The 14,408-nt window shown below is 37.0% G+C and carries 14 protein-coding genes; 1 reads left to right on the top strand and 13 read right to left on the bottom strand.

Features of this window, described 5'->3' with window-relative positions:
- Positions 1–41: 41 nt before the first annotated feature.
- The 10 genes from ACZ5N5_RS10530 to ACZ5N5_RS10485 all read right to left on the bottom strand — a co-directional run bounded on the left by ACZ5N5_RS10530 (position 42) and on the right by ACZ5N5_RS10485 (position 10,581).
- Positions 42–1,415 carry a sulfatase gene (locus ACZ5N5_RS10530; protein ID WP_277678259.1) on the bottom strand — a complete coding sequence of 458 codons (1,374 nt, stop codon included), beginning with the start codon at positions 1,413–1,415 and terminating at the stop codon, positions 42–44.
- A 25-nt stretch (positions 1,416–1,440) separates the two neighbouring features.
- Entirely contained in the window at positions 1,441–2,364 is a 924-nt protein-coding gene (locus tag ACZ5N5_RS10525; protein WP_181397669.1) for an AraC family transcriptional regulator, read from the bottom strand.
- Between the two features lie 190 nt (positions 2,365–2,554).
- The gene (locus ACZ5N5_RS10520) at positions 2,555–3,568 is read right to left on the bottom strand and encodes a Gfo/Idh/MocA family protein (protein ID WP_054787290.1); all 1,014 of its coding nucleotides are present in this window, start codon (positions 3,566–3,568) and stop codon (positions 2,555–2,557) included.
- Complete coding sequence (locus tag ACZ5N5_RS10515; protein WP_277678257.1) at positions 3,562–4,392, bottom strand: sugar phosphate isomerase/epimerase family protein; 831 nt, start codon at positions 4,390–4,392, stop codon at positions 3,562–3,564. Before ACZ5N5_RS10515 ends, ACZ5N5_RS10520 begins: the two co-directional genes overlap by 7 nt.
- A gap of 102 nt (positions 4,393–4,494) precedes the next feature.
- On the bottom strand, positions 4,495–5,379 hold the full coding sequence (locus ACZ5N5_RS10510) for a carbohydrate ABC transporter permease (RefSeq protein ID WP_109985589.1): 885 nt from the start codon (positions 5,377–5,379) through the stop codon (positions 4,495–4,497).
- Complete coding sequence (locus ACZ5N5_RS10505) at positions 5,376–6,242, bottom strand: carbohydrate ABC transporter permease (protein WP_054861536.1); 867 nt, start codon at positions 6,240–6,242, stop codon at positions 5,376–5,378. Before ACZ5N5_RS10505 ends, ACZ5N5_RS10510 begins: the two co-directional genes overlap by 4 nt.
- A 74-nt stretch (positions 6,243–6,316) precedes the next feature.
- Positions 6,317–7,651 carry an ABC transporter substrate-binding protein gene (locus ACZ5N5_RS10500; protein WP_464372444.1) on the bottom strand — a complete coding sequence of 445 codons (1,335 nt, stop codon included), beginning with the start codon at positions 7,649–7,651 and terminating at the stop codon, positions 6,317–6,319.
- 62 nt (positions 7,652–7,713) lie between these two features.
- Positions 7,714–8,733 carry a Gfo/Idh/MocA family protein gene (locus tag ACZ5N5_RS10495; RefSeq protein WP_464372443.1) on the bottom strand — a complete coding sequence of 340 codons (1,020 nt, stop codon included), beginning with the start codon at positions 8,731–8,733 and terminating at the stop codon, positions 7,714–7,716.
- 307 nt (positions 8,734–9,040) lie between these two features.
- Positions 9,041–9,706: an amino acid ABC transporter permease gene (locus tag ACZ5N5_RS10490; protein WP_109985592.1), complete on the bottom strand. Its 666-nt coding sequence runs from the start codon at positions 9,704–9,706 to the stop codon at positions 9,041–9,043.
- 14 nt (positions 9,707–9,720) lie between these two features.
- Complete coding sequence (locus ACZ5N5_RS10485) at positions 9,721–10,581, bottom strand: transporter substrate-binding domain-containing protein (RefSeq protein WP_464372442.1); 861 nt, start codon at positions 10,579–10,581, stop codon at positions 9,721–9,723.
- A gap of 259 nt (positions 10,582–10,840) precedes the next feature.
- Between ACZ5N5_RS10485 and ACZ5N5_RS10480 the strand changes: the two genes are divergently transcribed.
- Positions 10,841–12,760 (top strand): heavy metal translocating P-type ATPase, encoded by a 1,920-nt coding sequence (locus ACZ5N5_RS10480; RefSeq protein WP_430735806.1) that lies wholly within the window; start codon positions 10,841–10,843, stop codon positions 12,758–12,760.
- A gap of 21 nt (positions 12,761–12,781) precedes the next feature.
- Here ACZ5N5_RS10480 and ACZ5N5_RS10475 read toward each other — a convergent pair whose 3' ends face one another.
- From ACZ5N5_RS10475 to ACZ5N5_RS10465, 3 genes are read right to left on the bottom strand one after another with little or no spacing between them, the layout of a single operon-like run.
- A complete protein-coding gene (locus ACZ5N5_RS10475; protein ID WP_054861217.1) occupies positions 12,782–13,627 on the bottom strand; it encodes a YihY/virulence factor BrkB family protein in 846 nt (281 codons plus the stop codon).
- Positions 13,624–13,899 (bottom strand): hypothetical protein, encoded by a 276-nt coding sequence (locus ACZ5N5_RS10470; RefSeq protein WP_054787284.1) that lies wholly within the window; start codon positions 13,897–13,899, stop codon positions 13,624–13,626. The genes ACZ5N5_RS10475 and ACZ5N5_RS10470 overlap by 4 nt, the downstream gene beginning before the upstream one ends.
- Positions 13,900–13,928: 29 nt before the next feature.
- A complete protein-coding gene (locus ACZ5N5_RS10465) occupies positions 13,929–14,396 on the bottom strand; it encodes a low molecular weight protein-tyrosine-phosphatase (protein WP_054787283.1) in 468 nt (155 codons plus the stop codon).
- Between the last annotated feature and the right edge of the window lie 12 nt (positions 14,397–14,408).

The following is a 14,408-nucleotide window of genomic DNA, read 5'->3' as shown; positions in this document are numbered from 1 at the left end:
GCTGGTTCAGATTCTCATTCTCCCCTATTGTCCCAGTCTCTTTATTTGGCTTGAATCTTTCGTGCATTGGATATCGAACCAAGATATAACTTATCATAAGCTTCTTGAGAAGATTTTAGTGGTCCTTCCTCTAATCCGTGATAATGAATATTTGTATAGATAGGATTTACCCTTCCGGTCTCTGCTTCACGTTCAGCAATATAATTTTTCATTCTTTGCTGTAAAACGTATACCATTTCAGGTTCTTCACTAGCTAGATTATGAATTTCCTCAGGATCCTTCACCAAATGATATAATTCTATTTCTGGTTTAAAATGAAAATCTGGCTCCAATGCTTGGATCAGCTTCCATTCTGGTGTACGCCAGCCATGCTTTCTCATCCAGGTACATTCCGTGATATAAAACTCTGCTATTGGTGCCAATTCCTCCCCTTTTATAGCACGGGCTAGACTTTGTCCATTAAAAGCAATATCTGTTTCAATCCCTAATAACTCTAAAATAGTTGGTGTTATATCTTGGATCACCGTAGTATCTGTGATACGTTTTCCTTCCGTTAATTGTCCAGGGAACTTAAGAATGAGGGGAACAATTAAACAATTGTCATACATGCCATGATGATCAAAAAAGCATTCATGCTCATATAATGTCTCACCGTGATCTGATGTCAACACGATCAATGTCTCTTCTTCAATTCCTAACTCTTCTACCGTAGTAAAAATATGCTGAATACATGCATCCATATAGGCTATAGCGCCTTCGTATTGGGCGCATACATAGCGTTGATCGGTAACTCCTTGTGGAATCCATGACTTAAAAAAGTCTGCATGTGGTTTAAAGTTATAGACAGGTTCCATCGATTGATTGGTTGGATCTTTTTCATCACCATCATAGAAAATGCGTTCAAATGGTCTTGGTGGCAAATACGGTGAGTGAGGATCCATATGTCTTAAAAATAAAAAGAATGGTTTATCTTCTTTATTCAGCCGCTTTAATTCAGGAATAGCTACTTCATTCAAATTTTCGGCTTTTGGACATCTTCCTGTTTCGTCAGGCTGCCATGCTTCATATTCTAAGTATTTTTGAAATCCTCTTGAAGAAGGGTTATTGGTAAAACCAATACATGTTGTATTATAATCATGTTGCGCCAAAATTTCTGGTAATGTTTTCACATGATTTCCTAGGCCTCCTTGATGTCTTAACGCCACAACATCCGTACCAAAGCAATCCATACCTGTAAGCATAGAAGCATATGCTGGCGTAGTCGGTATACTCGGACTGAAATGATTTTCAAATAACACTCCTTCACTTGCAATTTTGTCCATGTGTGGTGTAGTCAAGCGATGATATCCGTAACTACTCATATAATCACGTCTTAAACTATCGATACCAAACATAATAACATTCGGTTTTTTCATTATAGAATCCTCCCTATACAATTGATTAACAGCCTGGCAGATCACTTTGTAAGGTTTCTACATTACTTTGATCACGATATTTTCCAGGTGAGCAACCGACCTTCCTCGTAAATAATCGAGTGAAAAATGCCGGATCATCATAACCTACGTCCATCGCAATCCAAATTACCTTTTCATTCGTCTCTGTTAACAATTTCATTGCTCTTGTAATCCGAATGTGATGAATAAACTCAATAACTGTCTTTCCTGTCTCCGCCTTGAAAGTTCGATTCAAATGACGAGTACTAATATTGAATAGTTCAGATAGACTAGCAATGGTTATCTTCTGATCGTAATGTCTTTCCAAATAACCGCAAATCCGTTGTATAAACATTTTCCTTTCATGTGCTTTAACATTTAATGGTTCTGTAATAACGTTTTGTCTTACGTAGATTCTCGATAATACAATAAGCAACTGTACTAGTTGTAGGCGAATTAAAGGAGAATATCCCTTTCTTTTACTTTTAAATTCGTCTGCAAGTTCTTCTAACTTAGCTCGAATATCTTCTGCCTCTTGTCCTCTTAATTTTAAACAACGATGGAATCGTTCGCATTTTTCTAAAAATGGATGTACATAGAAATAGTCCATCGATTCAGATATTCCTAGTCCACGTAACCATGCTTCATTAAATAAGCTAGGCATAAAGAGACAATTAACAATCCCTAATTCACTATTTGGTTTGACTTGATAGGTGTGTACTTCCCCAGGATTAATGATGAAGACATCCCCTTTTGATAATGGATAGTGCTCCCCTTCAAAAAGATGCTCCGCCTCGCCTTCTGTGACATAAACTAACTCAATAAAATCATGTGCGTGTATTGGTGGTGTGTTACGGGTTGTATGAACAGTATGGTCAATCCAGAATGGAAACTCTTCTTCTTCCATATACAAACTGCTTTCTATCCTCAATTCACATCCCACTCCTTTCACAATCATTTTTTTACTCGTTAGAATTTGCCAAGCTAATTCACAAAATAATTAATTATTCACTGATAATAGGAGACCTTTATCAGTGGGGGCTTCGTCGTCCCCACTGATTTTAGACAATCTTATTGTTCGTTTAATCGAATACGCTTACGAATTCATGCTATGGTTTATGTTAAATTTCCTTATCTATTTTGGGAACTTCCATAACCTTACCATTTGCCATTTGTGATTGAATAGCTGCTTCGATTACTTCCTGACTAGCGAGTGCATGCACACCTGATGCTTCCATATTGTCGGGTTCTACTTCATCTAATATTTGCTTGATAAAATGGTCTAATCTATTTTTAAATGTCTCTTGAAAACTACCAACACCGGTCATGATAGAATTCCGCAAAACTAGTAATTCTTCATTCTCATGTGGATAATACGTGAAATTTTCATAGACATTGTCAATAACAAATCGCCCTTTATTCCCAGCCACTTCACAGTATTCTATCGGATGACGACCAGACATATCATAACTACCAGTCAAATGACCAACAGCGCCAGAGGCAAACTCTAGATTAATGGAAGCGGTCGACCAAATATTTCGCCCAGGTGCCTTTGTCATAAAAGCTTGCACTCGTTTAATATCACCTGCAAAATAACTGATCACATCAATCGAATGTGGATGAAGTGCCCGTAAGTGGAACCATGGACTTGTTTCATTCGGGTTTTGGATCGTTAGTTTCATATTTACGAAAAGTATTGTGCCTAAATCACCTTTTTCGATTAATTCTTTGCCTTTATAAGCTGCTGGAACGAAACGATGATTTAAATTACTTACTAGGCGAACATTCTTCTGAGAGGCAAGTCGAACCATTTCGCGAGCTTTTTCGATATTATTGGAAATGGGTTTTTCCACGAGCACATCTTTTCCTGCTTCTATTGCCATTACGGTAGGAGTATAATGATCTCCACCATTTTCCTCTCCCGCTGTAGCAATACTTATAATATCTATTTCCTCTTCCTTCAGCATTGTCGCCATGTCTTGATACGCCTGGATTCCGTACAGATTAGCCATAGCTTGTGCACGCTCTTCGATTAAATCACATGCCGTAACCAATTTTACATCTGGATTTTCACTATAATATTTACAATGTATTTTTCCGATATTACCAACACCGACAACTGCTACTTTTAACACTGGAATCCCCCCCTCTTTTCCTTCGCCTCTTCGATTAAACGCTGTAAGTATCCTTTACTTTCTGCGGCAATCGCCGTAATCTCAGGTAATTCGTAGTCCTTTGCTCCAATTATCTCTAATACTGTCGCCCCTTGATAATCGACCTCCGTCATTTTATCCACCACTTCTTTTAGTGGAACGGTTCCCCTACCTGCTGTTTGAAATTCAGGGGAAGCAATCTGTAGTTGTTCCATAAAGGTATCACGGATATGTGAATGAATAATATGATCTGACAGAACATCCAATGCTTCGACTGGATCGTCTCCCACACGACCAACATGGGTAGCATCAAAATTCAATCCTAATGCTGAATGTTTCACTTCATCCATCAACCGAAGAGCTGTTTTCGTATTGTAAATACTTTGCCCATAGTGTAATTTTAATGCATATTGTATACCCATATCATTTGCTGCCTGTGTTAATTCTTCAATCGCTCGGATGGAATCTTCTGTGCTTTCTTCATCATCAGACTTTCCACCACTTCCTGTTGTTACCATCGGAATTCCCAGTTTGGCGGCACGTTCAAAAACTCTTTTGGTTCGTTCACGGTTCTCGGCAACAAGTATATTTGTTGCAGCCTCGACACAATAAAGATCAAGTCCAACCTCTTCTACCATTTTCCTTATTTCAGCAAGTTCTGCATCACTTGCTGTATCTGTCAAATGCTCCACCATGCCTACAATAGATGATAGTTCGATACCGTCATAGCCACAAAATTTGATGTATCGAATGGCTGTCTTTAGATCGTATCCACTAAAAAGAACGGAATTAACGCCTAATTTCATTTTTTCTCCTCCTTCATTAGACTACTACTCCTAGCATATAAGGTGGCAATAGGCCCCGCATAGCTTATTACGCCTTTCACTAGGTCATTTACGACACCCCTTTTAGCCTTTCACTGCCCCAGCAGTCATTCCATCTACTATTTTTTTATTGAAGAAAATAAACAAGATTAACGGTGGGATGGAAATCAACAATACGTCTGCGAACAATAAGTGATAAGATGTTCCATAAACACCCGTAAAGTTATAAAGTGTTAGTTGGACGGTGGCATTTTCCGCACCTGGAAAGAAATAGAGCATATTTTCAAAGTCATTATAAATCTGTATGGAAGATAATACGATAACCGTAGAAGTTACTGGCTTTAATAATGGAAAGATAATCTTAAAGAATAATTGAAATGGCCCACATCCATCCATCAATGCTGCTTCATCAAGTTCTCGTGGAATGGTAGCAACAAAGGCCGTATACAATAAACAAGCAAATGAAAAGTGCAACGCAGATTCTAGTAAAATAATGCCTGGAAATGACTTAAAAAGTCCTAACTGTTGTAACACCCAAATAGTAGGAACAATGGTTGGTGGAATCATCAGCCCCATTAGAATCACGTAATTGAGTTTTTTTGCCATTCCTTGTCTGCGTGATAATACAAAGCCTGCCATCGAGCAAATAAAAATGATGATTATAATCGATGCGATTGTAATAAGAGAGCTATTCAAAAATGCCCTCAATACGACCCCGTCATTTAATGTTAATACTTCCTTATAGTTGGCGAAAAATTGAAATGCCTCTGGCCATGCTAGGCTCAATTTCGCTGCATCTGCACTATTTTTAAAGGAATTAATAATCACAAAATAAAATGGAATTCCAAAAAAGATAGCAGCAAATAAAACAGCGAAAGTCTCAAACAAAAACCATTTCTTCGAAGCTTTTTTCTTTGTTTCTAATCGTGTAGTTGCTTGTTCTATAACCCCTTCTTGTTTCCCACTCATAGGTCCACCTCTTTCCGATTAAGCAGTTTGAAGATTGGGAAAGCTATAAAACCAACAAACAAAAACAATAGGACATTACCTGCAGTTGCAAGGCCGAAAAAGCCACTTGCATATTGTTTGTAGACAATCGATGCTAAAAGGTCAGAGCTAAAGCCTGGCCCACCACCAGTCATCGCCCATACTAAGTCAAAGGTTCGCAATCCACCGATTAATGCTAGAATGATTACAGTATTTAAGGCTGGTCGTGAAAGTGGTAAGGTAATGTAAAAAAACGATTGCAACGCATTCCCACCATCTATTTTTAATGCTTCATAATAATGATTTGGTATCGCCATAATCCCTGCAATAAAAATAACAGTAGCAATCCCAACCCCTTTCCATATATCTGTCATCGCAACTGATAATAATGCTATCTTTGCATCTCCGAGCCAATTAGGTCCTGTTATCCCTACTAATGATAATGCTTTATTAATAATCCCATCTGTTGGGTGCATTAATGCGCTAAAAGTAAAACCTACAGCAATCGTACTTAACAATGCAGGGAAGAATACAATAGAACGAAGAAAATCTTTATTCTTTATTTTTGAACATAGGAATACTGCAAGGAATAAACCAAGTATCACCTTTCCGCCCATTGTCGTGAAAGCATAAATCAATGTATTACGGAACCCAATTCTTAAGGAAGGCTCTTGAAAAAACTGCACAAAGTTTTCAAAACCAATAAATTCCCAATCATCTAATGTCCACCATGTCATACTGTAGAAGAACGCCATTAATGTTGGAAACAAGAAGAAAGTACAATAAACAAGTGCGGCAGGAATGAGAAAAACGAATGGGTACATTTTCTTGGCCGAACTATTCATCTATGTCAGCTCCTTTCTATCAGAAAGTAAAATTCCTTTAGAGTCAGAACGGGAATAACTGTTTCATGATTACCTTAGTCCCATTCCATCCCTAATTGTTTCGCTTGTTTCTCAACATCATCATCGTACATTTCAGCAGCTTCTTCTGCTGTCATTTGTCCAGTGCCTACAGCTGTGCATATTTGGGGCAAGTTCGGCCCTTTGATTGGAGAGACAAACTCTAATGCAGGTGCGACATCCCCTGACTCAAAGTAAGGCACTACGTCTTTTACCGCAGTATACGAATCCTCTGGAAGCTCAACACCCTCTATGACGTACGGTCCAATACTTTTCGAGTTTTCTTCGTAAAGCTTTATTGCCTTATCTGACAGGAAATAGTCCATCCATTTTTTTGCTGTTTCCACCTTTTCTGAATCTTTGTTAATTAAATATGCATTCGGCATCCAAACAGTAAACCCATTAATACTAGGGTCATCACTAGGCTGTGGGAAAATACCAATATCATTTACTAGCTCAGGGAAATCTTCATTTATATTTTCTAATACTTGGGTTAACATTGGATAATGAACTCCTTCCCCCTCCGCCAACATTTGTCTACCTTGACCATATTCTGCAACAGTGTAATCCTCATTCATAAAACCGCGCTCATATAATTCCTGTATTCTTTCAAATCCTCTTTGAGCTTCTGGAGTATTAGAAAATTTCGCCTTTCCAGCAGTGTATTCCTCTGCAAAATTTGGCACCTCTCTTTGCACGTTGTAGAAATCAGCAAGAATCGGTAATTGAGAAGTCCAAATTTCACCATGGGTACCGATGACAGGTACTTTACCAGCTTCCTTAATTTTTTCATTATTCTCCATTAATTCATCCCATGTTTTCGGAACCTCTAAGTCTAGTTCCTCATAGACACGCTTGTTATATAACCAGCCTCCTACTTGACTCGATCCTTCTGGAATACCGTATATTTTTCCTTCTTCACTCACTACCTCTTTATAAGAATCCATTATTTTGTCAACGAATGGCTCATCCGACAAATCGACAAAATATTTTTCCGGATTTAATGCCATTAACAATGATCCAGAATTAAATAATAAAATATCCGACATTTCTCCAGTGGCGAGACGAGTCTTTACAATATTTTCTCCTTCTGGTCCTCCTGGACGTAATTCAATTTTTGTTTTGATCCCAATATCCTCTTCCATCGCCTCCGTTACCGCTCTAAAACCTTCCGTATCATCTGCCTCTCCCATTAACAATGTAATTTCTGTCATTTCTTCATTACTTGCCTCACCTTCTGTGCTCCCTTTTTCATCAGTTGTTATTTCTTCATTTGAGCTACTACACCCGAAAAGAAGAAACGAAGATAGTAAAAACCAAACTATTACCGTAAGATAATTAACACGCCCCATTTTTTCACTTCCTTTTATAAAATAGTTTTTGTCGAATCGTGTAATCGCTTACATTTTATAAGTTAAACATTTGATTTTCCTTGGACATTTGAAATATCCACTACTTCCCCACCATTTTTTTGAGATTGAATAGCGGCTTCAATCACTTCCTGTACAGCAAGAGCATCATGGCTAGAGGCATTCATTTCAGCAGGTGGCACACCTTCTTTTACCTGTTGGATAAAATCAGCAAAACGATACAGAAAGGTATCATGGAAGCTTCCAATATCTGAAAAAATAGAATTATGTTCCATAAGTATCTCATCTCTGTTATGTGGAAAAAACAGTAATCGTTCGAACACATTGTCTATTTCAAAACGACCTTTCGTTCCACCAACTTCGCAATATTCAATCGGATGAATTCTAGACATGTCATAGCTTCCCGTTAGATGACCAACTGCTCCTGAAGCAAATTCCATATTTATCGAAACAGTAGACCATATGTTTCTCTCGGGGGCTTTTGTCATAAAAGATTGTACACGACGTATTTCTCCTCCAAAGTAACGCATAACATCAATCGAATGTGGATGCAATGCCCTCATATGGAACCACTCTGTCATGTCCTTTGGATTTTGGATCGTTAACTTCATATTAAGAAATAATAAAGCTCCTAGACTACCATTGTCGATTAAATTCTTTCCTTTACTGGCTATAGGGACAAATCGATGGTTTAAATTACATACAAAACGTACATTTTGATGTGTTGCAAATTGCACCATTTCACGTGCTTCCTCGATACTATTAGATATTGGCTTTTCCACTAACACATCTTTTCCTGCTTTAATTGCAGTCATAGCCGGCTTAAAATGATGACTACCGTTTTCTACCCCTGCAGTCGCGATACTTACAATATCAATTTCCTCAGTTTCAAGCATTTTTTCTAGATCCGTATAACATGCTGTATGATACGTTTCTGCCATTTGCTGTGCACGATTCTTAATCAAATCACAAACGGCTACGAGCTCAGTGTCATTATGTTGATGATAAAATTGGCAATGAAGCTTCCCGATTTTGTTAACTCCTACAACAGCAACCTTTAGCATAACGCCCCACCTTTCATCAAACCATTGAAATACTAACAACCAATTGGTTAGTTATATAGTAAAGCAACTTGGAGACGCAATCATAGCTATTTAAGCCAATTTTTCTAAAGGAGAAATGGGAAAATAGTTATGTTAGAGAAATAGTGCATGCTAATTATACAGTGTAGCCTTTACCCTGTTGACTATATTTCCTTTTTGTGATCAAGTTTTTTTCTTGTTCATTTACGCCATAAAGGGAATTCACTAATCATAAGTGATTGTATGTATCTTAAATGTGAAAAAAAGAACAAATCATTGATTTGTCCCTCTATTTCACATATCTACTAAAACGCTCTTCCATTTTTTCTTGAAAATAGGCAATGATAATACAAAGCGGCCAATATATAAGGGCAACTAATATATACATCGTTAAGGAATCAAATGTACGACCACCTGCAATTTGCGCCTTTTGGAAAAGTTCAGGCACTGTAATAACTGCAGCCAGAGAGGTTGCCTTTACTAAATCTAAAAAAACATTGGTCAACGGTGGCATTGCAATTCTCGTTCCTTGTGGTAATATAATTTTCATTAATGTTTGCCAATAATTAAATCCAAGAGCCTTTGCCGATTCCCACTGTCCTTTTGGTACGCTGTTTAAGGAAGAACGAATTACCTCAGCAATATATGCAGCACTATTAAGGCCAAACCCTAAAACTGCAGCTAGATATGCCGATAAATTTAAATCAACCATTGGTAATCCATAATATAAAATAAACAAAAACACTAGAATTGGTGTTCCGCGCATAAAAGAAATATAGACTCTAGCCGGATAACGCAATATAAGATATTCTGAGCTTCTAGCTAAGGAAATAAATAGCCCTAGCACGAGCCCTAATCCCATTGCTACGAATGAGACAGCAATAGTCATCGGGAGCCCGCCTAAAATAAATGGTAAATTTTCTAATGCTAGTTTGACATCAAAAAAATCTTGCATTTATATTTCACACCTTATAGATCAAGACCTTCAATCTCCTCAATTTCACCTTCAGGTTTTTTAGAGGCATCCTCTTGATAAAATTTTATTGCTAATTCAGATAATGTACGATCTTCACGCATCTCTTGCAATGCGTCGTTTATTTTTGTTTGTAATACCGTTGCTTCTTTATCCATTACCACAGCTTGTTCTGTTGGATGAAATTTCAAATCTGGATGAAGGGTTATATCAAACTCTGGGAATGCCGCTACACCAAATTTTGATAAATAATAGTCATTGACAATCACGTCTGTATTCCCATTGTGCACATCTCTTAAATATGCCTCGTTTGGTGCATTCCCATAGGTGACAACCTCTGCACCAAAATGCTCCGCAATTTGACTAAAAATTGTTGTTGCTCCACCACCAGCACGCTTTCCTTCTAAATCCTCTAAGCTATTTATTCCAGAATTATCTTCTTTACGAACAACCATTGTCGTGTAGGAATACTTATATGGATTAGAAAATGCAAATTGTTTTTTTCGTTTGTCTGTTATCTCAATATCATTTACAGCAACGTCTATTCTTCCACTTTGGATAGCCGGTAGCATACTGTCAATTCCCATGATTTCAAACTTAACATCAAGCCCTAATCGCTTACCTATCTCGCGCATCAGCTCTACGTCATATCCTGTTAATTTGTCTGTACCTTCCTCATATGTAGAAGCTCCAACTAATGTACCAGATGTCCCAGCAATAATTTTACCTCTTTTTTCGATCCCACTCCAGACAGCATCCTCTTTCGTTGCTGAAGCCTCCTCTTTTTCATCACCTGTTCCACAGGCAGAAAGAACCATCATTACTAAAATAGCAATAAACAAATAAAATCTCTTCATTTTTCGCCACCCCTTTAAGTTGTTATATATTTTTCTTAATTTAAAAGATAACAGTTTATGCTTTATATTTCAACATTTTAATTCACTGTATTTATCATCAAAAATTAACTGTTACACATTAATCACAAGTTAAGGAATGAACCTATTGACTTTTGTCATAATTAATTTATAATTATATTAATTATTAATTTATAATAATTATAAATAATAAGAATGAATTTCATTCTCGTTAGGAGGCAAAATGATGAGTTATATTAAGATGTTTTTTGAAAATTCTATTGGTATTCCTTTTTCTTTTTCTGTCATTAGCAAAAAATTAAAAACACACCTTGAGCTAATCATGGCTCTCACTAGTGGTCTTCTAATATTGCTTGCATGGATTTTTCATGAAACACCTTCCGAAACACCATCCATTATTCTCTTACTTACCGCATTTATCGTTGGTGGATATGCCAAGGCCAAAGAAGGAATAATCGAAACGATAAAAGAAAAGAAACTGAATGTAGAACTTTTAATGGTGTTAGCTGCAATCGGCTCTGCTTCGATTGGTCATTGGACAGAAGGGGCCATTTTAATTTTTATTTTTGCTCTATCTGGTGCACTAGAAACCTATACCGAAAACAAAAGTAGTCATGAATTAAAGGCATTAATGGACTTGCAACCTGAGACTGCGAACCTATTATTAAATAATAAAGTACAAAAAGTACCTGTCGCTAATTTAAAAATAGGTGACCACATCTTAATAAAGGCAGGAGAACGAATTCCAGCAGATGGTTTAATTGTTAAAGGACATACATCGGTTGATGAAAGTGCCCTTACAGGAGAATCACTTCCTGTTACCAAATCAAAAGAAGAAGCCGTCTTTGCAAGTACAATCAACCTAAATGGTAATATAACTGTTCGTATTCATACCCTTCCATCGCAAACTTTATTTCAAAAAATCATTCAGTTAGTACAACAAGCGCAAGCGGAAAGATCACGCTCTCAGGCATTTATTGAACGTTTTGAAAACAGTTATGTGAAAGTAGTCCTTGGGATGGTTGCGATGATGATGGTTATCCCTCATTTTTTATTAGACTGGTCTTGGAATGATACGATCTATCGAGCTATGATTTTACTTGTAGTAGCATCTCCATGTGCACTAGTTGCATCTATTATGCCTGCGACTTTGTCCGCTATCTCTAGTAGTGCAAGAAATGGTGTTTTGTTTAAAGGCGGGGCGCATTTGGAGACATTAGGGGAGATCGACGCAATTGCCTTTGATAAAACAGGAACCTTAACAGAAGGGAAACCTGTCGTAACAAATACATTTTTCGAACATATTGACCAACGTCTTATCGAAATCATTTATTCGGTCGAAAGGTATTCCAATCATCCACTTGCACACGCTATTTCTAATTGGTGTGAAGAGCAAACGGAGATCAAAGCGATAGAAATAGAAGATATCACTCATCTTGATGGAAAAGGAATTCAAGCTAAAGTAGGTGATGTGCATTGGTTAATAGGGAATACGCGACTTGTGGGTGATGCTAGTGTGGAGCAATTTGTCCAAAAACATGATATTTCAAGTGACAGATGGTTGGGGAAAACAGTCATTTTTGTAAAAAGAAATGAAGAAATTCTTGGATTATTCGTTCTTCAGGATAAGCTAAGACAAGAGGCTATGGACGCAGTAAATGATTTAAAGCAATTAGGAATCAAAACCATCATGTTAACAGGAGATAATGAGCAAACAGCACAAGAAATAGCAAAAGAAATTGATATTCATGATTTTAGGGCTAATTGTTTACCAGAGGATAAGGTAGATGCAATCAAACAAGAGAAAAACAGTGGTTTCAAGATAGCGATGATCGGAGATGGAATTAATGATGCTCCTGCACTTGCTACTGCTAACTTAGGTGTTGCTATGGGGGCTGGTACGGATGTGGCATTAGAAACAGCAGATATGGTTCTGGTAAAAAACAGCCTACCTAAAATAGTAGATTCTATTAAACTATCCAAAAAAATGAATCGAATTATTAAACAAAATATTCTCTTTTCCATTGCAGTTATCCTTACACTCATTGCCTCCAATTTCCTTCAGGTAATTAATTTGCCATTAGGTGTCATTGGTCACGAAGGCAGTACCATACTTGTTATTCTAAATGGACTACGATTATTGAAGAAGAATAAGCAATAACAGAAATGAAAAAATGGATGCCTAGCTTTTAGACATCCGTTTCTTTTCATAGAATGCATTAATTTCACAGCCTATTATAATGATAATTCCAGATAAATAAAACCAAATCATTAAAATGATAACACCACCAAGACTTCCATAGGTTGCAGAATAATTACCTAATGTAGAAACATAATACGAAAAGGCCAGAGAGGTTAACTGCCAACCTACCGTAGCAAAAATTGCTCCAACATATATATGCTTAAAGTATACCTTTTTACTAGGAGCTAAACGATAAAGAACGATTAAAACAATAAAAAAAATAACAGAGGAGATTACCCACCTTAGCGTATTCCACAGATTTATGAAATCATCGGATAATCCCATAAAGGAGAAAATATAAACACCAATCGCCCGCCCAAAGATTGGTAGAATAAAGGCGACCAAAATAACTAAAAGCATTACAATCGTAAGAAAAATCGCAATTGAACGAGTGATGAAAAAAGGGCGCTCTTCCTCAATATCGTAAGCACGATTAAATGAACGAATCAAGGCATTAATTCCATTCGACGCAGACCATAATGTCCCAATAATACCAATCGACAACAAGCTTCCATTACGACTATTCATGATTTGTGTTAGATTGTTATTGATAAGTGTCATAATTTCTTCAGGTGCGTATTTAGAAATAAGATTTGTGACACTAATATCATCAAACGGTAGATATCCGATTAGTGTTACTAAAAAAATCATAAAAGGAAATAATGATAACAAAAGAAAATAGGCGAGCTGAGCCCCAAGCCCCGGAACATCATCATCAATAATCTCATGGAGTAATTGCTTACCATTAGCAAGAATAGAGGAGCCCGCCCTATTGTTCAGACTCATTTTTTATCGATCTTTCTCGTCATTTCTTGTAGCTGATTTAAAATCTCCAGGGCTTGAGACAAACCTGTTGATAATTGCTCGGAGCCTTTTTGATAAAATTGATTAAGCTCACGGACTAAATCGGAAGGATTTTTGATATAGAATTGGGCCCTTTGTTTGGTCACCTGACATTTAGAACGAACATACCTTCTCGTATCTCGATCCCCTAAGGATACTAATCCTCCAATCACTGCCCCAAAAATAATTCCTTTGACAAGTTTTTGTTTTCCCATAATTTATCCACCTCTTATTCTCATTTATCTCATAGATGCTTCCTTTTTATATAAGCATACAATGATTCACAGCCTTCTTTTACAAGTTCATACGTATAGTCAAAATTCTTGGTGAAATATGGATCCGGCACATTTTCTTCCTTAGCATTTTCAACGAAATCCATCAGCTTTTTGATTACTACTTTTTCTGAATTTTTACCCAGTTCTGCTAAATCATTGATATTTTGCTGATCCATTGCAATAATATAATCAAAATTCTCCAGATCCTTTGGATTTATTTGTCTCGCTTTTTGTCCTTCATATGTAATTTTCATTTGATCTAGCTTAGCTCTAGTCCCTTGATGTGGCGGCTTTCCAATATGCCAATTCCCCATTCCAGCAGAATCAATAAAGAAGCGTTTCTCCATTCCATCTTCCTTGGCTATTTGACGAAAGACCGCTTCTGCCATTGGCGAACGACAAATATTCCCTAAACAAATAAATAAAACATTAATCATATAATACCACCT

It is taken from the genome of Gracilibacillus sp. JCM 18966 (assembly GCF_055392695.1).
This window is presented reverse-complemented; position numbering and strand designations above follow the sequence as displayed.